We start from the raw sequence: 24946 nt of genomic DNA, 5'->3' as shown, positions 1-24946 counted from the left end.
TTTCAATTAAGCAGCAGAAGTTTTTAGGATTGTCATCGTGCTTTAGAAGTTTAGTTTCTAAAATTTCAAATCCATCTTTGGAATGTTGGATAGTGAAGTTATCTAGTTCTCTACCATCGCCACTCATGACCAGGATATCATGTTTTGTATCAGCCCAATCAATCCCAACAAAGTACATTCTAAGACCTCCTTAAGGTGATGGTATTTAGTAGCAGAGGTAAGCCTTGTCTAGCATCAGTGCTTGAGGCACAACTTCTCTATAGTCCGTAACTGCTACTTATGGTATCCGGGGAAGACATTTCTTTCAAAAGCAGTCGTACTGACTAGGAGTGTTTAGTCTTTCCCCGGATGGCCACCTTTACTTTATTATTACGTGATCCAAGAGGGGCTTTCCTGCCCTTCTATAAATAACTATAACAGACAAGGAGAGTTTTAATGAAGAAATTTAGTTGTTTGGCTGTGCAGGATGAATGGGCGACTAGAAAGTATGATGATAGGCCACATGAATTTCGAAGTAATTTCGCTAGAGATCGAGATCGTATTATGTACTCTAAAGAGTTTAGAAGACTTAGTGGAAAAACCCAAGTGTTTGTAGTAGGATTTGACGATCATTGTAGAACTAGATTAACTCATACAATTGAAGTAGCGCAGATTGCACGTACTATTAGTGAAAGGTTAGGTTTAAATACTGAGTTAACTGAGGCAATAGCATTAGGACATGATGTTGGACATACCCCTTTCGGTCATGTAGGTGAGAGATTTCTAAACTTATTAATGAATGGTTGTTACGAACTAAATGATTTAGATACTAATTTACCGGATGCTGAAAAAGGTTTTAAACATAATTGGCAGGGTATTAGGGTAGCATCTTCTTTAGAAAAATTGAATGAGAACTATGAAGGTGGAGGGTTGAATCTTACTTATTTTACTTTATGGGGGATTTTAAATCATACTAAGAGAGATGCTAAAAAGTGTGATTACGTTGATAAAGAAGAAACCAATGAAGGGGTAGAAGAACTGAAATGCGGTTATAGGCATAAAGATAAAACTTGCCCAAACAAAGGTGAACATAAATTAGATTTTTATAATAAATATGGATCTGATTTACCTGATTCACAAAATTGGTCATATGAAGCGTTTGTGGTTGATATGGCTGATGAAATAGCACAACGGCACCATGATATTGAAGATGGCATAGAAGCAGGTATACTAAAGAAAGATGAATTAGTAGAGAAAATTGAACATGAATTTAAGGACTATATAGATAAAAGTGATTATCATAAAGAACTAATTGAATCTATTAAAGATAAAGAAGAAAAAACATACTACCTGCCTTTATTAAGTAAATTCATAGTTGATTTTTTAACAACAAATCTTATTAATGAGTCAGAAAAAAATTTACGACAATTTCAAAGCGATAAAAGGATTGGTTCAGGGAAATACTTCAAGGAAATTCGAAAAAAACTAGACATTACTGAAGAAAAAGAAAGAATCAATTACGATAAAGAACTTGCTGCAAGAGATAAATCGCTTCGTGATTATCTGTTTAGTAGAATTATAAACTCTCATCTTGCTCAGAAAATGGATGGAAAGTCAGACTTTTTATTAAGACAATTAATAAAAGCTTATACTACAAATCCTCGACAATTACCTGATAGCACAATAATAACTTTATTTAAAAATTTACAGAAGATTATTAATGATGGGGAGTTAAATTCCCATAATGATGCTTCTAAAAAGCTTGAAAGTGCTATAAAGTCACTGGGGAAAAATATCGATCAGCCGGGCGATATTAGGATTGTGCTAAACAAGCTTCATAAAGAAAAAGCTCCTGAATATTGTGTTTGTTTATTGAGAACAATTACCGATTATATAGCGGGGATGACAGATCATTTTGCTATAAAACAGTACAATATTCTTTATGGAACAGATTCGAACTGGCAAGGTATGGTGAATAATGGATTCTAATAATTTGGTATTATAGTATAGAGAAGAGTTTGGGTTACAAGAACCTTGGTATTCAGAAGTTTAAAATGTATTGCTAGTAAAAAAGCTCACCTAAGTGGTGAGTTTTTTGTTGATCAACTATAAAATTTGAATGGACAATCTTTATTAATTTAGAAACAAGCATATGTATACGGAAAGAAGTTGAAAAGGAGGGGGTAAGAAATTGTATTTTAATCCTTTAATAATTCATAATGATGGTAAGATCTTTTTAGTTAAAAACATTGATAATCACTATAAAGTTGCTCAGGTGTTAACTGATTTTGCAGATATGGTTAAATTACCAGAAGGGGTATCTACTTTTGAGCTATCTCCGTATGCGTTATGGTCAGCTGCGGCAAAAGGTTATAAATCAGAAGATATATTGTCTTTTTTAAAAGACAACTCATGTAACGTATTAGATAGAGCCTTAGAGTCGAGGATTATAGAAACTGTTAGGCAATATAAAAGTCTAGAATTATTTCAAAGTAGGGATTATTTAATGTTACAAGCTGTAAGGCCGGAAATAATTGAAAAAGTATTAAGAGACAAAAAAATTAAGGGAAAAATGATTAACAGACCGAATGAATGCACGTTATTATTTGACATTTCAGAGAAAGTAACATTAAAAAAGCAACTATTTAAATTAGAATTATTCGCAATTGATACAACTAATGAGAGGGGTAAGAAACTAGACATAAAATTTCTCAAAACAACTAGAAGTGGTATAGATTTTAAATTTAGAGATTATCAATTACAAGCAGTTAACTCATTTTTGAATAATAAAGATAAAACTGGAGGTGGTGGGGTAATTATAATGCCTCCCAGGTCAGGAAAAACATTTGTAGGTTTAAAAGTGATTGAAAAATTGAAAAAAAATACCTTGATAATTACTGAGAATGATGATAGTGCTGCAAGTTGGAAAAATGAACTTTTAGATAAAACTGATTTATCCGAAGGAAGTATTAGTTTTTATAATAATGACCAAAAAAACCTAGAGCCTATAACGATAACTACTTATCGGTACCTCACCTCAGAAGAACAGCGGATTGATTACTTGGATAAACAAGAATGGGGACTAGTTATCTATGATGATGCCCATAAATTACCTGCCCCTAAGTATCAAAGAACTTCAGACATATCCTCGAAATATAAACTTGCTTTAGCGGCAACACTTGCTAGGAGTGATAAAAAAGGATCTTTTTTATATGCGTTAATAGGTCCTAAGTGGTATGAGATACTACCACAGACATTGAGACAGGAAGGGTATTTAAGCAATATAGAGTGTAGAGAGGTAAAAGTGCCTTTATCTGAAAAAGACAAGGAAAACTATAAGTATTTTAAAGTATATAGTAACGATAATGGAGTTCTGAGACAAATTGCAGCTAAAAACGATAAAAAAACAGATGTTTTTGCTCACCTGATAAGACCACAGAAAAGAACGGCGATAGCTTCATATTATAAAGATATAGCCAAACAAATAGGGGATAATTATCATTTAAACTATATAACTGGGGAAATTGAACCGAACATCAGAAAGGAAATAGTTAAAAGATTTAATAATGGAGATATTGATTGTTTAATTCATACACAAGTAGGTGAACAAGTTAATCTGAGAAATTTAGATGTGATGATTTCTATTTCTTATCATGGGGGGTCAGCTAGGGAAGAGTATTTAAGATTAGGAAAACTAATGGAAGTAGACAAAAGGGATAAAGATGGCTGGTTTTTCTCCATAATTTCTACAAGAACCATTGAAGAAAGTGATTATAAAAACAGACGTAAAAGTTTAATAAATTATGGGTATAGGTTTAAAATACTAGATTCAAGAGATTTAACTAAAGGGGGGTTAAATTTTTGAAGTTAAGGGAGTTTCTTAAAGGTCTGACTTTAGATGAATTAAAAGAAATTGGTCGGGAATTAAGAGGAGTAAGTGTTTTTAATGGTACTGGTAGAAAATTTCTAGAAAAAAAGATTATTGAAAATTTAACTAGCTTAGATTATTTAAACAAAATGATAGAAAAGATGGAGAAAACATGTAATATAGCTCTTACACAACTGGTGTATTTTAATTTCTGCTCGGATAGCCAGTCATTATCTGTTTTACGCAAAAAAGGATTAGTCTATCAAGAAATGCTAGTTCCTGAAGATATCAAAGAACTACTTAAGGATTGTTTGTACCATAAAATTAGGAAGAAATATAGTAGAGAGTGGGAAGTAAGGCAAACCCCTTTTATGAATTTGATTTTATTAACAGGTCTAATTCAACGAGATGAAATTAAAATCAAAAAACTCAAAAATAATGGTTTGAAACCTAGCTTGAACGCGGAATATAAAGAAGCGTATAGACATTTACAAGGAACCTTTCTAAAGCTATTAATCGATTTTTTAGAGAATCAAGGTATTGTATATTGGGTTGAGAAAGATATGGTGATAAATAAAGTAGAATTTAAGAAATGGGTAAAAAAAGACAACTTTACTAAATTTGAGTTATTGTATAGGTGGTTAGATTCTAAAAATATAAAAGTATTAAAAATGGTATCTGCATTATCAAAACTCCAAATAAATTTTGAAGATTGGATTGATATAAGGGTTATTATAGAAGAAGATATACTTAAGACAAAGGAGGCAATTGAAAAGTTAGGACTTATAAGATTTAAGGAAATAGATGAAAATTATTATGTAAAGCTTACTCCGGAGGGGTGGTATTATATCAATAGAATATATCCTGATTATTGGTATAATGAATGCGTTTTAATATCAGCTGATTTTGAGGTACTTATTCCTCATGACTTTGACCCTAATCTTATAGCATTACTAGATATGTACGGGAAATTAAAAGAAAATGATTATTTTTTGGTATTTGATATCGAACCTACTAATTTGAATGAAGAATTTATTGAAAATGACCAGGAAAGCTACCGAACTTTTATTCGAGAACTTAAGCTTAAAAGTGTCTATATGCCGCAGGTGGTAGACTATGAATTAAGTGAGTTTTTAAGAACATAATGAATTGAAATTTGCTCTAGTTCTGGTGTTTATAAGCACAGATCATCATTTAATTTTGATAGTCAACGAAAAACCCAGAAACAATAACATAAATACAATTATAATAACAATAAATACCTAAATAGTAACGCATCGTTGCATTGTGCTTTTGCTTATGATATTATTGTATTATCTGAGGTGATGGTAATGTATACAGAAATTGTTAAAATTATTGAGGGTGGAGTAATAGGAGATAAAGAGAAGGTATTTAATTATGCTCAAGTTTTGGCTGATAATTTAGAAAAGGATGGAGATGCGTCTCTTTCTAAGAAAATACGTACGCTTTTAACTAATAAAAAAACAAGGATGGCATCTTTAGATGATTTTTCAACCAAACCAGTGGATACTGAAAGCCGCATGGATATGGTTGATATTTTTTATCCAGAGACCTTAACTGATGAACCGGTGTTAAAACCTTTTATTGAGGAAGAAATTGATGAATTTATTAAGAGCTATCAAAATAGAGACGAAATATTGCGAGCAGGGATTGAAATGATTAATTCGTTATTATTATATGGACCACCGGGGTGTGGTAAAACCACTTTAGCTAGGTACATATCTTATAGAACAGGGTTACCACTAGTCATAGTTCGATTAGATGGCTTGGTTTCTTCATTATTGGGTAGTACATCTAAGAACATCAGAAAGATATTTAATTATGCTTCTAAGAGGGATTGTATTTTATTGTTAGATGAATTTGATGTTGTAGCAAAGCTTCGTAACGATAGCTATGAGTTAGGAGAACTTAAAAGGGTAGTTAATAGTTTGATTCAAAATATAGACAATTTCAATGAAAACAGTGTTTTAATAGCTGCCACTAATCATCATGAGCTACTTGATCCAGCTATTTGGAGAAGATTTTCTAAAATTATCAATATGGATAGACCCGATAAAAATGAAATAATGTCACTAATTAAATCTTATAAAGAGTATTTAAACAGTACTGTTGTTAACAGTAAAAAGAAACTGAAGTGGTTGACTGATGCGTTTGAAGGTATGAGCCATGCAGATGTAAAGACTGTTATTAATAATGCAATCAAAAAAGCAATTATAAACAAAAAAGAATCTGTTAACAACTGTGATATACTTAATGAAATCTATCTATATAAAAACCATAGAATTGTAAGTGAAAATGAATTTATTAAGTTTTTATTGCAGTATGGTGTAACACACAAAGAAGTAAATGAGAATTTTTCCTACTCACTACGAAAAGTACGGGAAGTTTCTAAATTAGTGGAATGATACGAGGGGGGATTTAATGAAGAATAATGAAAGATTACCCATTAAATTTTTTGCTAAAAGAGAGGTTGATAATCAGCGTGTTGAACCTGGTGGGTCTAGGGATCTACCAAAATGGGTTCTTGATGAAGAAAAACTAGCTTTAAAATCAAAAGCTTTTGTTAGTACTGTTGAAAGATTCAAAGAAGAAGTACTTAAAAAAGAAAGAACCAATTCATTGATACCACTCACTATTAAGACAAGGATTATAGATGAAGCAACTGCTAAAACGCATAGACGCAAAGTGACTGATTTGTTTAGAACCAGTAGTGACAATAATGTACTCGGGCTTGCTGATTCTGATGAATTGGTTGTTAAGTTGGGTGATTCTAGGGCTACAGATGCTATTATCAAAAGATTAAAAAATACAGATAGATATGCGTATGCACTTTCTTGTATAGATGATATTGAAGAATTTACTCCTTTTATTACTGAGACTAATAAAAAGGAGCCAGTGGATTATAAAGTTAAGTTAGTTAATTATCAGAATTATGAACAAAATGTTTCTGTACAGAAGTATTTTGAGAAGTCAATAGCTGAACTTAAATTAGACTTCGTTAAAACGAAATATACTCAAGACTACATTATATATAACCTTAAATCGGTAGATACAGATACTTTAGAAATGTTGAAAAAAGATGAGTCTTTTGAGGCTATTTTTTCGATAGAACCAATGCCCAAGTATAAAGTGACTCTAGATATGGATGCAGACGATGATGAGATAGATGTTTTAGAACCCCAAGAAGGAAAAAATTACGTTAATGTTGGTATTTTGGACAATGGAATAGCAGAAATCCCCCATCTTAAGCCTTGGATATATGGAGAAAGGTGGTCAGCTTACCCAGAAGAATATATCAAAAAGACTCATGGTACATTTGTATCTGGTGTTGTTTTGTACGGAGATAAGCTCGAAGGTAAGGAGTGGGTGGGATTAGATGGTGTTAAGATACTAGATGCTTGTGTTTTTCCTGATACTGAGAAGGAAGAAATAAGTGAAGATGAACTTATTAGAAATATTCAGGAAGTAATACAAAAATACCATAAGGATGTTAAAGTATGGAATTTATCTATAAGTATAACTAGAACTGTTGATGAATTCAGTTTTTCTGATTTTGCAATTGCTTTGGACTCATTGCAGGATGATTATAATGTCTTAATAATTAAATCCGCTGGAAATTGTAAGAATTTTATGACAGGTCGCCCTAAGGGTAAAGTACACGAAGGGGCGGATTCTGTAAGGTCAATTGTTGTTGGTTCAATAGCACATAAACAGTCTGATGATGATCTTGCTGAAACAGATAATCCTTCTCCGTTCACGAGGATTGGAAGGGGTCCCTCATATATTATCAAGCCAGAAGTCGTTCATTATGGCGGTAACGCTGGATTGAATGGCGAGGGACGGTTAGTTAAAACAGGAGTTAAATCTTTCGGGATTGACGGGACCAGGCAGCAATCAATTGGTACAAGCTATTCAACACCGCGTATTTCTGCATTAGCTGCAGGATTATATCAAGAGATGGACGAAGAATTTGACCCACTACTGTTAAAAGGATTAATTGTGCACTCTGCAAGTTATTCGAAAGATTTGAAAATACCTAATGTAGAGCGAGTGAACCAACTAGGTTTTGGAAGGCCTCAAAGTATAAAAAGCATACTTCATAATTCTCCTAATGAAGTTACCTTAATACTACGAGATGAAATATCAAAAGGAGAATTGGTAGATATTATGGATTTCCCGATGCCTGATTGCATGGTTGATGATGATGGTTATTATAATGGCCAAATTATTGTGACGCTTGTGTATGATTCGATACTTGAACCTTCGCAAAGAGCAGAATATTGTCAATCAGATATTGAAGTTAAGATGGGTACTTTTGATACAAAAAAAGACAGGGATACTACAGAAAGTAATATATTAAATCCAATAGGTAGAGAGGGGTCACAGAATATCCTTCTGGAAAGTTGTTATAGTAAGCAGAAACTAAAAAGTAATAGCGATGATTTTGCTTTAAAAGAAAGGTTGCTAATTCAGTATAAGGATAAGTATTATCCGGTAAAGAAATTTGCAGTTGATTTATCAGAGGTAACAGATTCAAATAAGGTTAAGTATCTAACTAAAGACAAAAAATGGTATCTGCATTTAAATGGATTATTTAGAGAACATATAGAAACTAAAGCAGAGATTGAATCTACAAACCTGAGCCAAGAGTTTTGCCTAATGGTTACTATAAAAGATCCTTCTGGTACTAAGCCTGTATACGACAAAGTCAATCAAAAACTTGAAGAATATAACTTCTGGCATAATAATGTAAAACTTAGAACTGATGTTGAAGTGCGAGTATAATCTTGTTTGGCAGTAAATAAAAGTTAAAATGAACAGCAAGCTGGTATCTAGAGTTTGTACATAAGTTGCCGTTCGAGACTTTCTGATATGGTTAAAGAAGTAAATGAAAGTGGTGATTCTATGTGGGATTTTCTGTTTTCACAGGCAGTTGCTATTGAATTATTTAAGATTATAGTAACTGCTTTATTTGGATTTATTAGTTTTAAGATATTTCAGATGTATAGAAATAAAAAAGATAATAGTAGGCTTTATATTCAAATTATTGAGCTTGAAAGAGAAATTGTGAAGAACCAAGAGTTGCTTAGAAAAATTATTGATTACCATTCAAAATATTATTTGCTAGATAGTTTATTTAGAGGAGAAAATACAGAAGGTCTTTATGAACTTTATGGTCTTGTTAATTCATTAAAATTATACGTAAATCAAGATATTGTTTATGGCAAAGGAGAACCTGATGTTGAGGTTGCTTATACAGAAAAACCTCTTGAAATTATTCGGCATTTAAATTGCGAAAGAAATCAAATAGAAGCTGATGGGGAACAATATCGAAGTCATTTAGAAAGCATTGATGCAGACATTGAAAGATACGAATGTAAATCAATATACAACCTTTTGTTGGATATAGAGAATAGGGCGAAAGCTTTAGACATGAAAGATCATGAATTGCACGATCCGATTGAGTACCTAATAGTGAATATTGAGAAATTTAATTCCTTAAAAGGTACTCAAAAAAGAAAAAACCTTGATGAATTCTGCTCACATCTTATAGATAAAAGTAATATTTTTTTGGACTCTTTAAAATTGTTTAATGACTATGAAGATGTATCGAGGATGATTCACAACGATAATGAAAAAGCTTATGAAAAATTTGAATTCAAAGTTTGGCAACAGCAGGACTTGATATTGTTGGGTGTATATAGTACAGAAGACTATTTAGCTTTGGAAGAATATTACCATAAGAACAGAATTATTGAAATTAGTAACTGGGAGATTGAGAAAGCTGAAAAAATGTACCGAGAAATGCAATACATATATGAGATCAGAATTCTAAAAATAAAAGATATGCTTAAGAAGACTCTGGATAAGACGAACTGGATTTTTGGAAACATATAGATTTTGTTTGAAAGGAGAAAATTATGGATAAATGGAAATATGTGAAGGATAGTGAACTCTTTTCTGTATATTTATTAGCTCTTGTAGAACATATTAACGGCAGTTCAAAATTTCTGTATGGTTTAGGATACCCAATTAACGGAGAAGTACCAAAGGACAAATTTTTTAATTACACAATATCAAATAATGGACCAGAGAAATTACAAGTTAATCGTTTGACTTGCTTTTTAACGGGAGATAAGTTAAAGAGTTTTTTAGACAAGATAGAAGAAGGTAAAAACCTTCAAACTATAGCAGGCGAGCTAGAAATTGAACTTGATAAGAAACTAACAGAAGAACTTAAAGGTTTTCACCTGAAAACAAAAGATTATAGGCACAGACCGCCCGTATTTTTAGAAAATAAGGAATCGATTAATTATTACAAGTTAGAGCCTATAGCTTCTCTCGCCAGTAATCCAGTAATTTGTGAATCTATTGTAAATATTGAAAAAGAAAAAGTGATCGACTTTGATGATGGTGGGTATGAACAGTACGACGTGATGGAATTTATTAAGAACATCTTAACTGATGAGCTTTCCTTCAAAATTCCTGGGCCGGATATTAAGAGACTCGGTAATTTTGAGGTATTTTCATATCCCTTTGAAAGTTGTAAAGATGTTAGACCGTTAACCACAAAGGTGCTCAGAGAAGGTAAAGATCACCAACCTACTGGGGTTAAAATTAATATCAAACCGGGGAACTTCAAAAACAAAGTTTATTTAAGGTGTAGGACTCGAAACGGTCAAGTAATTATTGGGGATCAGTTGAAATTTATAAGAGATGCAGAAGCTTCTCAAGAGATAACTTTTCCTATCAATGAACCTTGTAGTGATATTGAAGTCACAGTTTGGGATGCTAGTGAAATTGATAACCAACCCATTAAACTGCTATACGAATATAGGGTACCACTTATGCGTTCTTTGAGTTTTGATATGGGGTTAATAGGTTTGAGGGGAAAACTAGAAGACAAGTGGACTAAAAAACTTGAGAAAAAGAGTGGAGGTCAAAAGGTTAACAAAAAGGTTGAAAGGATTAGTAGAGAAAACTTTCAAATTGGAGGGTTTGATAAAGACCCTTGGGTACCTGCTGGAAGCGAACTTAATCGGCTATTTAAGCATTATTTTCCTGAGAAATCAAAAGCTCAGTTTTTTTCAAAAGGCTGGCAGGATGAAAATACTTTTGTTAAGTGGTTTCAAGATATAGCCGGGAAACACAAGGCTAAAGAGGTTATTATAATTGATCCATATTTTGATGATGAAGCGGTGTCTAAGTTCTTGGCCCTTGCAAAATATAGTGATATAACATATAAAGTGATCACTGATATTGGGTTTCGAGACAGTAATATTGAAGATAACATAATAAACGGTTGTAAACGAGCGGAACCTATGCTTCCTCCTAATATTGAGATACATGGACTATTTAGAAAGAACAGGGGTACAGATCAGATATTTCATGATCGATTTGTACTTCTATTTAGTGAGAACCAGTTAGAACAGGTATATACACTTTCCAATTCACTTAGCGGTGTAGCCAAAAACTATCCCTCGGTAGTAGTTCCTGTTCCAGATGATGTCAGCCATGAAATAGCAGATTATTATTTAAAACTTTTTAACAAATGTGAGGCCGAAGGAATCCCTAAAGTTGAAGTTAAGCTTTTATGGTCACAGAAAAAAGAATCCGTGAGTACAAGGGAAAAGAAGGTAGGCAAAAGTGGTGTTGAGGAATTTCCTGGGTTCGACGAATTAACTAAAGTACTTTTTGATTCTAAAGAAATTCCTCTCGATCAAATTGGGGATGACTATAAATTACAAATAGCTGAAAACAAACAAATTAGATATAAACAATTTGAAAGACTGGGTAAAAGTTTAAATAGTTATTTGAATCATGATAGACATAAAGCATTAAAGCTTTGGTGTGGGATAGCTAACTGGTCGGTAAGAATACCAGGTCATGATAGAAAGAAAATATTTAACTGGTTAAATGAGTTAGATTATAGAGAGGCGTTAACAAATGTAACTAAATTTTGTATTTTAGAATCTATAGAAAGAGAATTTCCTATTGGGGTACAAAATTTGAGATGTGATAATGAGAATATTAGTATAGCTAGAAATTCTTTTCTACCTTTTACTAATATGGGTCAATTTGCAAAATCAATGCTTGAATACCATTTCGGAAGGTATCACTATATTTATTCGGTAAGCATAGCATTTAAATATTTGTTAAGCTATAACTCCGAAGAAGCTATTGATGTTTTAACTCGTGTTATAGAGCAGGCAAAAGAAAAAGAAGGGGCGGTACCGACAGTTGATTTAGCACCTTGTTATATAGTAATTTCAAATTGTGTGAATGAGTTATCGATTAAATTATCTGCTGACATGAATCATAATGAATTCCGTTTTTTAAAGATCGCCTTACAAGCAGAAGCAGACGTCATTAGGGCACTTTCTGTAGCAGCTATTTCTAGTTATATAGTTGGGGGCCAAAGAAAATTGAGAGATTATGGCAATGAGTGGGTTGAAGCTCTTTATTATTTTGATTATTTAAAAGATCCTATGGAAAAAGTACATTCTTTAGCTTGGGTAGCGTATGAATGCCAGGTACTCAGAAATCAAAAAAATGAGAGTTCACTACTTGCTGATAAAATGGAACATATTAAGAAGAAAACTGTTGAACATTTTCAGGAAGGATTTGAAGATGACACTGAATTTCGTTCGATTATGAAGAAATTTTCTGGCCCTATTGAAGGAAGCCATTCCGAAGATTTATGTGATGTTTTGAAGCAACTAGTTGAGTGTAATAAAGTGTCAGTGGAGATGGCGGGAGATTATATTATCAAAGTGTTAAAAGAAAAGGTGAGTACGCATTTAGAATATGGAAATAAATACTCTCTTCCTGTTGACAGTCCTTTTACTTACAATGTTATTCTTTGCTTTTGTGAAATTTCACCACAGAAAGCATCTGAACTTGAGGGTGAATTGAATACATTAATAAATCAGGCTAAAAGAGTATTAATTGAACCATTTATTAAAACTCGGAAGTATGAGAAATGGAAGAGCTCCATTGAAACCCTATGCTGGTGTGGTGCTGCACTCCTATGGTTAGATAATGAAAAAAACAATGTGAAGGAGACTTTTTTAAATATTTACTCATTATTACAACAACATGTTGACGATTTCGATGACAGTTTCGGCTTATACGATATGTTTAAAAAGGAAGTGAAAGATATAGGATAACTTAAGGGTTAGGTCGAGTAGTCAGAAGATAAAGATAATCTTGTAAGACCCTCAACAAAACAAATGAACAGTTTTTTGGTATAAGCAACTAAGCCATGTTGTGGAGGTTAACCTCTAAGATTAGGTTACCATACAAAACTGTATATGTTTGGCAGAGATATTTTTTTGGTAGAAGAGCTAAAAGAAAAAAATATTTCAAATGGAAAGTACGAAGAATTATTGCTGGATGCGTTTAAGGGGATATTGTCTATGGCATAGAGTGAGAAGACCTTTATCGAACTAGAGTTCTGTTGCTGTTTATTGTGTGATATAATTGTGGTAATAAGATATGAAATAGAACAATAAGAGATTTAAATGGGCTAGAATCAAGTGAGTGTATTTAAATTATATTATAAAAGGGAAACGATACTACTGGTGAAAGTCGCAAAGCAACTTTCTTACACAGCATCCCGTTTCCCTATCATTGCAATAGTATATATGTTACTTGTGTATATTATATTAACTAAAACAGTTTGTTTTGTCAATACTAACCCGGTTTGAGGAGGTAATAATTATCTCTAACTCTAAAAGATGGACACATGAAGAAAAGTATTTTTTATTTTATTGGAAATTACTTACTAGTGAGTATTCGTCCGCTTTTTTTACTATCCCTGCTTGTGGAATAAGAAAATTACTTAATGAAGCTATTGAATATCTGCAATGGGATAATAATATGGCAAAAACTCAGCAGGAGAATATATTAAATGAAATTGATCTTTCAATATGTGAGCATCCTATTTTTGAGCATGGGCAATTGAAAGATGAATCAGTACATCTTCGCAAAGCTTTAACTAGTTCAAATAATAGAGAATCATTAGAACCTATAATATCTAGTCTTGTCAAGAAAATTGAAAATTATTCACTTATTAGATATCATATTGATGCTATAAAACTAATATATTCAGACAGTTCTAAACGAAAATACCATAAGATAGATAGGTTGTTGGAAAGCCTGTTATGTGAGCTGTTAAATGAAGGTCACTCAGTAAGATATCTTCACAACTGGTCAAAGGGTGTTAGCATGAGTGAAAAAACCTTCCATGAATTTTTGGATTCAATAATTGATAATTTGGGTCCTGAAAAGAGACAAGAATATCAATGTTACTTGTCGTTTGAGCTACCAAAAGATGGCTCACCGGTTAAATCCTTTAATAATATTATCTATTTGGAACGTCCAGATGATTGTAATGATGATAGGTGGGGAGGTTTTTTTGACAGTGATTTTGATTATGCCAGTGTGAAGGTAGATGCATCAGATTTTCAATATGCAGCTGATTTAGCAGGATATGTACTTGAAAATTTCCTTAAAACAATTGATTTATGTAATAGGAGCAAATCCGGAAAAGAGAGGGCGTATGACCCTTCTATAATGACAGAAATTTTGGTAATAACTAAGGACAACCAAGTCCATAAAACTAGGCGAGTAAAAGCTTATGGACCTATTGAATTAAAAAATGTTGCAGATTTTATAAAATTAATGGATTTTCAAAGGCCTATCAATACAAATACTTATCAAAAAATAAATCGAGCTGTTTACTGGAGCGTTCAATCTAATCAACCATACATCGAAGCTAGCTTAACAAATTTATGGTCTTCTATGGAATCATTATTTTCTGATTTTGATGGTAGGATTATTGATAGACTAACTAGATTTGTACCTTATTACTGGGGAATGTATTATATGGAGACATATACAGGAGTGATGCGAAATCATTTGCGTCAGCTAGAAAGACAGTATAAACATCAAGATGGGCATGTTTTGGCTGCCGTATCAAAGGAAGAAGATTTTTCTAAAAATAATGTTGCAGAGTTTTTAGTAAATAACTACGAGGAATTATTAGCACTCTGTGAACGAGCTGATGTTTTTAAACGCTTACTTACTGATTATGTTTCGCTCTGGATAGATGAAGGTAAGTTATATAGAAGAATCAAAAGAATTTCAAAAGAAGCACAATTTGATTTACAACGAATATATCGTTTAAGGAATAAGTTAGTACATCAAGCGTATATTGCACCGATTGAAATGGCTAGTAACGTAAAACAACTACAGTTTTACTTCAAGATTACAATGAATAATATAATATTTAATTACACTAGATGTCCTAAACTAACAATGGAAGAAATATTGATAACTAAAGAAGAAAGCTATAAACAATATTTAGAAACAATTAAAGGAGATGTTAATGGTCAGTTTGATGAGATTATTTATCCGAAACATTTATATATTTAAAAATCTGTAGGACATAAATAAAAATTGATGGATGGTTACTAGAAGTAAAAGATAGGCTGGTAAAACTATTAGGAAGATTAATAGACGGCCTTGATGTTCTAGTCCAATATAGTTTTAAACTAGACCCTTTTTCTCCTAACAGGATCATCTTGACAATTATTTGGAGGGGTAGGTATGGATAAACAAATAACCGAATTCACTTATATTGATCTTGAGGGGACTGCGAGTTTGACGGAACTAAATGCAATTTGTCACACTGGCAGTTTCATTGCAGATTGTCCAGTAATGGAAGATGGAGAAATAGCTAGTGAAACACAACTTATTGAAATTGGTAAGTATTGTTGTTATTTCGTACCAGGTAGTGATGTTATAACTGGAGATTTGTATAACCTTATAGATATGGCAGATTCAATTAGTGGGGACTGTCTATGGGCTGTAGAACGATTGGTTGATGAAGACGGTATATTAAAAGAAGACTATTCGTTAAGATCGGGTGTATTATTTATTGACTGGTTTGAGATAGTACCCCAGTATGATGAACTAAAAGAAAAAGCTATGGATGTTCTGATTCGGGTTTTGGGTACCTCTGCCTCTGCTGTTGGTTATATTGTTGATTATGATAATAGTGAAAACGAACTTACGGGCCCTTTTTTAGGTAAATTTGATTTTGTAATGCAGGAAACTAATAGTAAAGGTAGTCTTTGGCTTAGAAAGCAAGTTTAATTAAAATGTTTTTTATACTCTGATTGAACTAATAATTTTACAATCTATTTGATCACGCTCCATAGAAATAGCACTCATTGTTCCTTCTTATTTTTTAGTATTTGTAGAATGAATCCATTAAAATAATATCTAGTTGATGTTTTTACAATTGTTAAAATAACAGATGATATGGATAGAGCTAGTAAAATAATAGGGATAAACTCATCTATGACACTCAGAAGACAACGATTTAAGGAACTAAGTAAGGAAAATAACTCCGATCCTGTGCAGTTAAAGAAGTAGCTAATTATAGATCAGCTTTATGGCATGATATAGCTTAGTGAGAGAACAAAAAATATTGACTGCAAAATATTAGAGATACATGTAACTGCTAATCTAGAGTCTACAAATATTGATAAATAAGACTGAACATATTATACCCAATATTCCTTTAACTTCGTTGTCATAAAATAACTAGAAAGTGGAGTTGTAATTATGACAAACATCGGATATACTAAAAGAAAAGGAGTGAACTCTATGTTAAGCTTAGAATTAGCAGGAAAAAGATTTCAAGAATTAAGGTCTAAAAGTGGTTTAACTCAGTCTCAAATTGCTAAATATCTGGAAGTGGACCAGAGCTACATATCTAAATGTGAGAAGGGTGAACGTCAGTTTACCCTGGATATATTAGAAAGGGCTGCGGACCTTTTTGGATGCACAGTAACTTATTTTACTGAAGAGGATATTCAACATGAACCATTAGCTTTAGCTTTTCGTGCCGAGGAAGTAGAAGCAGATGATTTACAGGCTATAGCTGCAATTAGAAAAATAGCTTTAAATTTAAGATATATGGAAGACTGCGTCGCGGAGGCCAAGAAATGAAGAAATTTATTGAACTAAACTCTGATGCAGTTACTTTAAGAAAACAATTTGGGATTGATATGTACTCCCCAATTGATGTGTTTACAATGGTTAAAACAGCAGATGATATGACTGTTGTTTTTTATCCTATGAGTCAAAGAATAAGTGGGGTTTGTATAAAGGATAAAACTAGCAAAATCATAGGAATAAACTCATCTATGACACTTGGAAGACAACGCTTTACTTTAGCTCATGAGTTATATCATTTGTACTTCCAAGATGACCATGAAGTAATAATTTGTACAAGCGATCTAGATAAAAGTAAGGAGAATTTGCAGGAAGTTGAATCCGAAAGAGAAGCAGATATGTTTGCTTCTTATTTTTTAATTACCTACGAGGCTCTGAAAGATTATGTATATAATAAATTAGGGAAGAAAAAATACGAATTAGATCTTAAAGATGTTGTTAAAATTGAACAATTTTTTGGGATAAGCAGACAGGCCATATTATGGAGGTTAACATTTGAAGGATATTTGTCGTGGAAAGAAGCGGAGGAAATGAAAACAGGGATAAAGGCATCTGCCCTGAGATTAGGTTACGATACAAAACTGTATGAACCAGCTCCTCAGAATGAGAAATTTAATACTTTTGGCAAGTATATTGCTTTGGCGGAAGAGCTAAAAGAAAAAAATTATATTTCAAATGGAAAGTATGAAGAGTTATTGCTGGCTGCGTTTAAAGGGGATATTGTCTATGGTATAGAGGGAGAAGACCAGTATGATTAAGGTAATATATTTTGACACTGACTGTATTTCGTCTTTTCTTTGGGTAGATGAAGAAAGGATCCTTTTAGATTTATTTACTGGGAAGATAATAGTACCTAAACAAGTATATAGAGAGCTTTCTAATCCAAGCATTCCCCATATTGGTGCAAAGTTAGACAGACTATGGGAGGATAACAACATTTCGGTTGAGGATATTTTATTTGGTACTTACGAATATAGAGTCTACTATGAACTAACTGAGAATCCTCCAAAAGGGAACTTACAAATAGGAAAAGGTGAAGCTGCTACAATTTCTCTTGCAACAGCAAACAATGGTTTTGTAGCTAGTAACAACTTGAAGGATATTAACCAATATATTTGTCAATACAATTTGGAACTTTTAACAACTGGTGATATTTTAATTAAAGCTTATAATGCTAATATAATTAATGATAGTGAAGGTGATTTTATTTGGGGAAGAATGCTTGAAAAGCGTAGGTGGCTTCCTACTCAATCTTTCACTGAATATCTGTCATTGAATAGAAAAAACTAACCAAGAGTCATTTTGACTGGTAGAGCGACTTTCAAAATTCTTAGTGTTGCTCGCTTTACTTAGGAGTAATTATTAGAAAATTCGGATATTGAAATATTAATACTTTTTATAGAGGTGAAAAAATGAGAATTAATTCGAAGTTAAGGTTATCCGTGTTAGTGATTTTTAGTATACTTCTTATCCCGATTATTGTTGCTTTTATAATGGAACTGAACTTGACCTGGAAAGTAGAAACTGACAATGATTGGATTGGATTTTATGCTAGCTATCTAGGTTCAATGATTGGAGTATTTGGTGTGTTTGCTACCATGAGAATAGATCAGAAAAAAAGAGAAGAAGAAAAGAAAGACGAACTATTTTTTAACAATATAGATTTATACAATAAAATATTATCTTCTTTAAGTGTTGAGAAACTTACCAAACTAAAAGAAAGACTTTCTGAACTCAAAAAGGAGAGTAGCTGGGATATGATTAATACCTCTACAAAACGGAGGTTAAAACAAATTGAAGGTAGTTTGGATTATAGTGACGAAACTTTCGGGTTATCTTATGCAGTGAGCGATTATATAAGTAGCAATCTTTATAATGAACTAAAGGTTACTCTATATAGCCAAGTAGATGAGTTTAATGAAGCGGTAGAATATGAAGATGTTCTAGTTGAGATACTCAATGAAGTGACAAGGATTGTAATTAATGATTCTGACATAGAAATCGTATATGACGATTATATTGAGATTAGTGTATCGAAAGATAAGTTACTAGAAAAGTTTGAAAAAAACGACTATACCAAAGGGTATAGCAATCAGATGGACAATATTTATGCAAAACTATTACAAATAAAAGAATCAAAAGAATGGTCTGAATATATATCTAGGCGAGTATCAATATACAATCAAATAAATGAGTTAAAGAATTATATAAACAATAGAATTGATAAAGTACTTCATTATTAAATTCATTGGTGGTTCTAAGAGATAAACTGTTTACTATCTATAATTCTGTATTTATTCATTTAAGTATAATTAAAGATCGGGTAGTTAGAAAATGCTTAACTGTAAAAAAAATTTTTACAAGATGTATCTTTTGTCACTTCATTGTTTTATAATATAACTAGGAGGTGTATAGCATGTCTATAGAATTATTGTTTGAAAACAGAAAAACAGTCGGTAGAAAACTGTGGCTTGTCATTAAAGATAATGGATATACCAAATCTTCATTTTCAAAACTGACCGGTATTTCTCGTCCGACTTTAAATAAATTGATTGATGGTGATATCAACAATCTTGCTACTTTTGAAAATCATTTGCAAAAGATTTTTGATAAACAAATAATCAATGCAGATAAACTATTGAAGTATTCTCCTAAGTATCAGGAAAAAGAAGAAACCAAGCTTGCTCTTTCAGATAATGCTCCTAATGAGCATTCCCGTAACTCTAGGGCACAAAAGATGTTCGATATTCTAGAAGATATAGTTCACTTATGTGAACTATACCAAACTTAGGCGGTGTTATTTATGTCTATTAAACCTATAACAAAGGATTGTCTTGAACAAGTTATGCAACAAAATAGTTCAATTAAAGAACAAATATATGGATTAGTTAGTGACTTCAATAAAAGATTCAATAAATCGGGTTTGACGGCTCAAGAAAAACAAGCCTTTTCAGTTTTAAAAGAGAATAATTTAATTCAAATTCCTATAGAGGATGAACACTGGGGCGGAGCCATAATTGCAAAGGGGGGTATGAAAATACCCGTGATAAATACAGCCCAACCTAGAGTATATCAATATTTTGTGGCATGGCATGAGATTTATCATCTTCTTTATGATATCAATTTAGATGAAAAAACACACAACGTTGCAATTGATATGGATATAAATGAACGAAAAGCGGATTACTTTGCAGCTAAGATGATTTTTGGTGATATATATAAATATTACTACTCTTTAGAAGATGAGAATGTAATAGATAGGATTATAAAGTGTATGGATGCTTACAAAGCGCCATATAAAGCCACCTTAATAGAGCTCTACGAGCAGGCAGTTGAAGTTTATGGTGATATGGATTTAAAACATACAGTTCTAAACCACTTTGATGATAAGCCTAAGAATCTGGAAGGTAAGTTTGAAGGTTTAGAACTAGACCCGGAACTAGTTAGATCTTCATTTGTCATAAGTTTTGGAGGGCTTGAACAAAAGGTGAAAAAAGCTATAAATCAGAATACGGGTGTTTCATATCATAAAGATAATTATGAATTTTTAATTGAATTAAAAAAAGAGATAAAAAAAGAATGGGAGGACTTGTCTAAATGAAAGGAACTATAGATGATTTTAAGAGATATCTTTCAATGGACAAGTCCATAAAAATATGTATTCTTGATAATTGTTCTGTAGAATTTTTAACTCGAGTACAAAATGAAATTTCTTATAAAATGGTTTTCGCTTCATATGATATTATACTGATACCACAATGGGTGTGGAATGAAGTTACAGACAGTAATAACAGGGTGAATTATATAACAGAGTTGCAAAATGCTCTTGAAAGAGTAGAAATTATAAATGAACAGGATTACACAAAATTAGTAGATTACAAAGAAGCGGAATTGTATTATTTGTTTCAATATAGCTGTGATTATATAGCTAGGCTTGTTAGCTTTATGAAGAGAAAAATTACCAAAAATAGACCTCTAGAGGAATTAGAACCTTACGAAGAGTGGCTTACAACATTTTATGAACAAGGATTAGATGGGAAAGAACTTTCCAACGGTAGAAAACAAAAGAAAAATGCAGGTGAAATATCTATTGCTGTTTTGAGCCATATACTTTCTTTTTACTACACAGAGCTTGTAGACACAATTACTGTGTTTAGTAATGATAGGGACGCATACGAATTTATTTCTAGTGCTAAAAGAAAGTTTCGAGAAGATGAGAAGTTTAAATATAGAGAATACATTTCTATAACATTTAAGTCCAATGATTGTCTGATCTATGAATGGAAAAATTCAGGATATATCAATGAAGGAAAACTAGACGCTTTTGTAAGGGAATATCGGCAAATGAGAAGCACTAAGTTTACCAGGATGAAACAAGATAAATCTGTGGAAGAACTAGATACCACTATTGATAATCAGACTTTTTTGGAATTTCTTAATGATGAAACAGTACATATTATATTTTAAGTATAAACAGCTCTAAGTGCTGTTTATAATCATTAATGGAGGCGATATCAAGTGAAATCATATATTGTAAGAATAGAACTAGAGGAATCAGATCCGTTAATATGGAGGCGTGTCATTTTGCCGGCCGGAGCAACCTTCAAAAGATTTCATGATATCATTCAGAATGTGACTAACTTTCAAAGTGGGTACCCACATGAAGATTATCATCTGTACGAATTTGACTTGACTGAGGAGAATAAAATAGTCACTAATGACGAAGAGGCATATCTTGATCACCAGCACTACAAGAAAAACAAGAAGATGTATCAGGAGCGATTGAAGAACATGCCACCACAAATGTATGAATTTGAGAAACATCATCAGGAAAGGTTGAAAATAGAAGTCCGTAAACCTACGGGAATAAAGATAGATGACTACCTGGAGAAATACAAGGAAATCAGATATAATTATGATTTTGGTGATAACTGGCAATTTACTGTAAAACTTGAACAGATTGTTGATGATTATTACTTTGGTTTTCCAACCCTACTAGATGGAGCGGAAACTGCACCTCCCGAGGATGTAGGTGGGATACATGGTTTCTATGAGTTTTTAAAGGCTTACCGTGATCCCAAGCATACGGATCATGACGACATGAAAGAATGGGCTGAATCATTAGGCTTTGGAGAATATGATGTAGATTGGATTAATGAGAATCTCAAAAATGTCAAATATCAGAATACTGAATGGGATAAAATTAACCATACTCGGTATCGGATTGTTGATGATAAGTATCGGAAATAAGAATAACTCCTTATTTAATATTACTATTTTGTTAGGACAACATCCTTCGGTTGGGACAAGTTGTTATACAAAACAGAAGCCACCACAAGTTAGGTGATGTTTTTCGCAGCTTTAGTTGTTCATAAAAGTTTCCCGTATTCCAATTAGTTCTCCGAACCAAAAATGTCTTCGAAGTTAGCGGAATTTTTTCACCAGCAGCAATAGCATCTGCTTCTTCAAGCATATTGGTAACAGTATTTTGATATTTTTGGTCTGTGTTTCAAATTCTAATATTAGTTCAGCACTGAAATAACCTTGGGTAATAATGTCTTTCAGAATTTCTACCGAAAATTTATAAGAATCTCTATTGGCATAAACAAAGTAAATATGGGAAACAATTACCCATTTTCTAAAAACATGAGTAAAAAAAAGAAATTTTTACTCATGTTTTTGAGTGAAGCTATTTTAAAGGTAAGTTAGTTTCTATTTTTCAATGTTTAAAGGTAGCCAGGAACAGGTCTTAGGTTGAAGTATTCTAGTTTTTTATGGAGTCAACATCTTAATTTATGAGCTTTGACGTCATTCTCCTTATATCAAGAAGAGATACTTTGCCTGCTTTTTTTAAAGGCAGATAATCTACTAAGTGACTTGGGTATCCCACAAAGGAGGAAGACTTACTAGGTGGGGATAGTTTGACGTTTACAGTATAAAAATAATTGGTTATATTTAGCAGGATTACGCTAAATAATTAAGAATATATAAAGCAATAGAATGATAAAAATATTAATATCAGAGGGATAGAATGATAAATAAAAATTTGTATTATGTAACTTCTGTACAAAATGCTGAAGATATTATTACTTCTGGGTTTAGAGCTTCGTTAAGAGATAGACACTGGCTAGGTGATGGTTATTATTTTTACGAAGAGACATTTTTTGCTTTTAAATGGTGTCTTGAATTGTGTAGTGATTGTTATGGAGATGGTGTAGAGCTTTCAAAATTACTAGATAATTATAAAATAATAACTGCAGAAGTATCTATAGATGAAAAAAGGGTGTTCGATCTTAAAACTGTTCAACATAAGGAGTTATTTGACTTATCTTTTCATGAATTGCGTAAGAACCCGGGAAAAAGAAAAGCTGAAGAAATAAAAGGTTATTGCAGTTTTTATTAGAAATCATAATAATTATCGTAACACATCACTTAAGCTCAATTATGTTCCTGAAAAACAATATTGTGTAAAGAATTATTCAATCGTGAATAAGCTTAGGAAATATGAAATAAGTGAAGAAGATTTACAAAGCTATAAAAGTATTTCAGAAAGCTTGTATAAGGGGAAACTCCCAGATATGATGTGTTATGTAGATAGGGAAAGGACGTATTACAATAAATTTCCCATCAAAGGGGTGGTAATATGGATATAAAAAAAATGAAACAAGAAATTAAGGATCATTTTCCCAATTTAACTTCGAAAGAAGTTGAAGAAAACTTAAAAACTGCCGGGATTGATGAAGTAGAACAGACAGAGCGACTGAACTCTAGCGAGGTTGTTGAAGTACAGTATCATACTGAGCAATATAAGTATTCATTTAATTATGATGATGAATTTGAATATTTATCATATGAGATAAGTGGGGTTGCATAATGAGTGGACAAACCTAAAACTTTAAAAGTGCTTTGATTTTTGAAAACTATGTAGTTGACCACTTTAATTTTGTGGTTAATGAATTAGAACTATTTAAAGAAACTAAAGAAAATAATACCCTTTTTACTTAGAGGCGTCATTATCTGGGTATTTCAATATTCAAAAACTTGATGATAAAGATAAAAAGTGGATGTTAGAAGAAAATGCTGTAGCAATTTTGTTCCCTTATTTACGTGCCTTAATTATTACATTTACCTCTAACGTAAATGTGCCACCTTTAATTCTTCTAACAACTTATGTTAAAAACTTAGCTAAGAAAACTAATGAGATATAAAAAAATAGGATAATAGCTAAAAAATTCCGAACTTGAGTAAGCTTCGGAATTTTTTTCGGTTGAAATAAGAGAGAATAAATTTTTGTTTGAAAAACCTATCAGTTTCCCAAAGATTATAAAAACTTTAGCTCTTTTTAGGAGGTGTGGTATGTCTGATATAAAAGATAATAATGACCTCACCTATTATAAACAGATCTACCAGGAGCTGAAGTTAATTCTTGATGCAACATATGATGAGATTACCATTACCGATGGAGACGGTGTCTTTCTTAGAGTTAGTAAAAGTTGTGATAAAACATTTGGTATTAAAGATACTGATATGATTGGTACAAGTGCTTATGAACTAGAAAAACAAGGAATATTTTCTAAATCATCAACTGTAGAAGTTTTAAAAAAGAAAGAAGAAGTGACTCTTGTTCAGACTACTGGGTCAGGGAAGCGTCTAGTAGTAACAGGTATCCCCATGTTTGATAACTCAGGAAATCTTATAAGAGTACTTAATATCTGTAGAGATATTACTGATGAAGATAAGTTAAAAAAACGATTAAATAAAATGGAAACAAGTTTAGAATGGTATCGTAATGAAATTCGTAAAAATAGATTAGAAGAATATAATCCTATAGTTTCTAATAGTTCACAGATGAATTCTGTTATGGAAATTGTTAATCAAATGAAAATCTCTCAAAGATAACTGATTCTGGAATGATTTTAGTACCTAGTCGAGACGGTGTGAGTCATACACCAGAAGAATATACTGAAATGGATGACATTTTTAAAGGGATTCAGTTATTGGCTAATACTCTTTTGAGTATAGTTTAGAATAGAAACGAATAATATTTAG

The 24946-nt window shown here is 32.1% G+C and carries 21 protein-coding genes and 1 pseudogene; 21 read left to right on the top strand and 1 reads right to left on the bottom strand.

Annotated features, from left to right (window positions below; genetic code table 11):
- The coding region (locus tag CDO51_RS09120) for an IS110 family transposase (RefSeq protein WP_143824705.1) at nucleotides 1-178 on the bottom strand (178 nt) is incomplete at its 3' end.
- 257 nt (nucleotides 179-435) lie between these two features.
- On the opposite strand from CDO51_RS09120, the gene CDO51_RS09115 reads away from it, so the two are divergent.
- The 21 genes and pseudogenes from CDO51_RS09115 to CDO51_RS09015 all read left to right on the top strand — a co-directional run bounded on the left by CDO51_RS09115 (nucleotide 436) and on the right by CDO51_RS09015 (nucleotide 24796).
- Nucleotides 436-1968: a deoxyguanosinetriphosphate triphosphohydrolase family protein gene (locus tag CDO51_RS09115; protein ID WP_089023971.1), complete on the top strand. Its 1533-nt coding sequence runs from the start codon at nucleotides 436-438 to the stop codon at nucleotides 1966-1968.
- A 202-nt stretch (nucleotides 1969-2170) separates the two neighbouring features.
- On the top strand, nucleotides 2171-3844 hold the full coding sequence (locus CDO51_RS09110; protein ID WP_089023970.1) for a DEAD/DEAH box helicase family protein: 1674 nt from the start codon (nucleotides 2171-2173) through the stop codon (nucleotides 3842-3844).
- Nucleotides 3841-4992: a hypothetical protein gene (locus CDO51_RS09105; RefSeq protein WP_089023969.1), complete on the top strand. Its 1152-nt coding sequence runs from the start codon at nucleotides 3841-3843 to the stop codon at nucleotides 4990-4992. Before CDO51_RS09110 ends, CDO51_RS09105 begins: the two co-directional genes overlap by 4 nt.
- A gap of 186 nt (nucleotides 4993-5178) precedes the next feature.
- Complete coding sequence (locus CDO51_RS09100) at nucleotides 5179-6273, top strand: AAA family ATPase (RefSeq protein WP_089023968.1); 1095 nt, start codon at nucleotides 5179-5181, stop codon at nucleotides 6271-6273.
- A gap of 16 nt (nucleotides 6274-6289) precedes the next feature.
- Complete coding sequence (locus tag CDO51_RS09095) at nucleotides 6290-8653, top strand: S8 family peptidase (RefSeq protein WP_089023967.1); 2364 nt, start codon at nucleotides 6290-6292, stop codon at nucleotides 8651-8653.
- A gap of 87 nt (nucleotides 8654-8740) precedes the next feature.
- A complete protein-coding gene (locus CDO51_RS09090) occupies nucleotides 8741-9766 on the top strand; it encodes a hypothetical protein (protein ID WP_089023966.1) in 1026 nt (341 codons plus the stop codon).
- A 23-nt stretch (nucleotides 9767-9789) separates the two neighbouring features.
- A complete protein-coding gene (locus tag CDO51_RS09085) occupies nucleotides 9790-13038 on the top strand; it encodes a VPA1262 family protein (protein WP_089023965.1) in 3249 nt (1082 codons plus the stop codon).
- 517 nt (nucleotides 13039-13555) lie between these two features.
- Entirely contained in the window at nucleotides 13556-15307 is a 1752-nt protein-coding gene (locus tag CDO51_RS09080; RefSeq protein WP_143824704.1) for a HEPN domain-containing protein, read from the top strand.
- 174 nt (nucleotides 15308-15481) lie between these two features.
- A complete protein-coding gene (locus CDO51_RS09075) occupies nucleotides 15482-16030 on the top strand; it encodes a hypothetical protein (RefSeq protein ID WP_089023963.1) in 549 nt (182 codons plus the stop codon).
- A 474-nt stretch (nucleotides 16031-16504) separates the two neighbouring features.
- Nucleotides 16505-16891 (top strand): helix-turn-helix domain-containing protein, encoded by a 387-nt coding sequence (locus CDO51_RS09070; protein WP_089023962.1) that lies wholly within the window; start codon nucleotides 16505-16507, stop codon nucleotides 16889-16891.
- Nucleotides 16888-17655 (top strand): ImmA/IrrE family metallo-endopeptidase, encoded by a 768-nt coding sequence (locus CDO51_RS09065; protein ID WP_089023961.1) that lies wholly within the window; start codon nucleotides 16888-16890, stop codon nucleotides 17653-17655. Before CDO51_RS09070 ends, CDO51_RS09065 begins: the two co-directional genes overlap by 4 nt.
- Nucleotides 17648-18187 (top strand): hypothetical protein, encoded by a 540-nt coding sequence (locus CDO51_RS09060; RefSeq protein WP_089023960.1) that lies wholly within the window; start codon nucleotides 17648-17650, stop codon nucleotides 18185-18187. Before CDO51_RS09065 ends, CDO51_RS09060 begins: the two co-directional genes overlap by 8 nt.
- Nucleotides 18188-18309: 122 nt before the next feature.
- A complete protein-coding gene (locus tag CDO51_RS09055; RefSeq protein WP_089023959.1) occupies nucleotides 18310-19140 on the top strand; it encodes a hypothetical protein in 831 nt (276 codons plus the stop codon).
- A 173-nt stretch (nucleotides 19141-19313) separates the two neighbouring features.
- Nucleotides 19314-19688, top strand: coding sequence for a helix-turn-helix domain-containing protein (locus CDO51_RS09050; protein WP_089023958.1), 375 nt, complete (start codon nucleotides 19314-19316; stop codon nucleotides 19686-19688).
- A gap of 12 nt (nucleotides 19689-19700) precedes the next feature.
- Entirely contained in the window at nucleotides 19701-20498 is a 798-nt protein-coding gene (locus tag CDO51_RS09045; RefSeq protein ID WP_089023957.1) for an ImmA/IrrE family metallo-endopeptidase, read from the top strand.
- The gene (locus tag CDO51_RS09040) at nucleotides 20495-21364 is read left to right on the top strand and encodes a hypothetical protein (RefSeq protein WP_089023956.1); all 870 of its coding nucleotides are present in this window, start codon (nucleotides 20495-20497) and stop codon (nucleotides 21362-21364) included. The genes CDO51_RS09045 and CDO51_RS09040 overlap by 4 nt, the downstream gene beginning before the upstream one ends.
- A gap of 51 nt (nucleotides 21365-21415) precedes the next feature.
- On the top strand, nucleotides 21416-22147 hold the full coding sequence (locus CDO51_RS09035; RefSeq protein WP_089023955.1) for a plasmid pRiA4b ORF-3 family protein: 732 nt from the start codon (nucleotides 21416-21418) through the stop codon (nucleotides 22145-22147).
- Nucleotides 22148-22928: 781 nt separating this feature from the next.
- Nucleotides 22929-23300, top strand: coding sequence for a hypothetical protein (locus tag CDO51_RS09030; protein WP_089023954.1), 372 nt, complete (start codon nucleotides 22929-22931; stop codon nucleotides 23298-23300).
- Between the two features lie 240 nt (nucleotides 23301-23540).
- Nucleotides 23541-23771, top strand: a complete 231-nt coding sequence (locus CDO51_RS09025; protein WP_089023953.1) for a hypothetical protein — start codon at nucleotides 23541-23543, stop codon at nucleotides 23769-23771.
- A 133-nt stretch (nucleotides 23772-23904) separates the two neighbouring features.
- Nucleotides 23905-24105, top strand: a pseudogene (locus CDO51_RS09020) (protein-export chaperone SecB); the annotation flags it as partial.
- A gap of 148 nt (nucleotides 24106-24253) precedes the next feature.
- The gene (locus CDO51_RS09015) at nucleotides 24254-24796 is read left to right on the top strand and encodes a PAS domain-containing protein (protein ID WP_089023951.1); all 543 of its coding nucleotides are present in this window, start codon (nucleotides 24254-24256) and stop codon (nucleotides 24794-24796) included.
- The last annotated feature ends 150 nt before the right edge of the window (nucleotides 24797-24946 follow it).

The sequence above is a fragment of the Natranaerobius trueperi genome, from assembly GCF_002216005.1.
GTDB classification, from domain to species: Bacteria; Bacillota; Natranaerobiia; order Natranaerobiales; family Natranaerobiaceae; genus Natranaerobius_A; species Natranaerobius_A trueperi.
The sequence above is the reverse complement of the archived record's forward strand: the minus strand, read 5'-3'. Positions and strand labels throughout refer to the sequence as shown.

Coding starts and splice junctions, on each gene's coding strand:
- CDO51_RS09115 (WP_089023971.1), top strand. CDS start 436: ATGAAGAAATTTAGTTGTTTGGCTGTGCAGGATGAATGGGCGACTAGA.
- CDO51_RS09100 (WP_089023968.1), top strand. CDS start 5,179: ATGTATACAGAAATTGTTAAAATTATTGAGGGTGGAGTAATAGGAGAT.
- CDO51_RS09095 (WP_089023967.1), top strand. CDS start 6,290: ATGAAGAATAATGAAAGATTACCCATTAAATTTTTTGCTAAAAGAGAG.
- CDO51_RS09090 (WP_089023966.1), top strand. CDS start 8,741: ATGGTTAAAGAAGTAAATGAAAGTGGTGATTCTATGTGGGATTTTCTG.
- CDO51_RS09085 (WP_089023965.1), top strand. CDS start 9,790: ATGGATAAATGGAAATATGTGAAGGATAGTGAACTCTTTTCTGTATAT.
- CDO51_RS09075 (WP_089023963.1), top strand. CDS start 15,482: ATGGATAAACAAATAACCGAATTCACTTATATTGATCTTGAGGGGACT.
- CDO51_RS09070 (WP_089023962.1), top strand. CDS start 16,505: ATGACAAACATCGGATATACTAAAAGAAAAGGAGTGAACTCTATGTTA.
- CDO51_RS09065 (WP_089023961.1), top strand. CDS start 16,888: ATGAAGAAATTTATTGAACTAAACTCTGATGCAGTTACTTTAAGAAAA.
- CDO51_RS09060 (WP_089023960.1), top strand. CDS start 17,648: ATGATTAAGGTAATATATTTTGACACTGACTGTATTTCGTCTTTTCTT.
- CDO51_RS09055 (WP_089023959.1), top strand. CDS start 18,310: ATGAGAATTAATTCGAAGTTAAGGTTATCCGTGTTAGTGATTTTTAGT.
- CDO51_RS09050 (WP_089023958.1), top strand. CDS start 19,314: ATGTCTATAGAATTATTGTTTGAAAACAGAAAAACAGTCGGTAGAAAA.
- CDO51_RS09045 (WP_089023957.1), top strand. CDS start 19,701: ATGTCTATTAAACCTATAACAAAGGATTGTCTTGAACAAGTTATGCAA.
- CDO51_RS09040 (WP_089023956.1), top strand. CDS start 20,495: ATGAAAGGAACTATAGATGATTTTAAGAGATATCTTTCAATGGACAAG.
- CDO51_RS09030 (WP_089023954.1), top strand. CDS start 22,929: ATGATAAATAAAAATTTGTATTATGTAACTTCTGTACAAAATGCTGAA.
- CDO51_RS09025 (WP_089023953.1), top strand. CDS start 23,541: ATGGATATAAAAAAAATGAAACAAGAAATTAAGGATCATTTTCCCAAT.
- CDO51_RS09015 (WP_089023951.1), top strand. CDS start 24,254: ATGTCTGATATAAAAGATAATAATGACCTCACCTATTATAAACAGATC.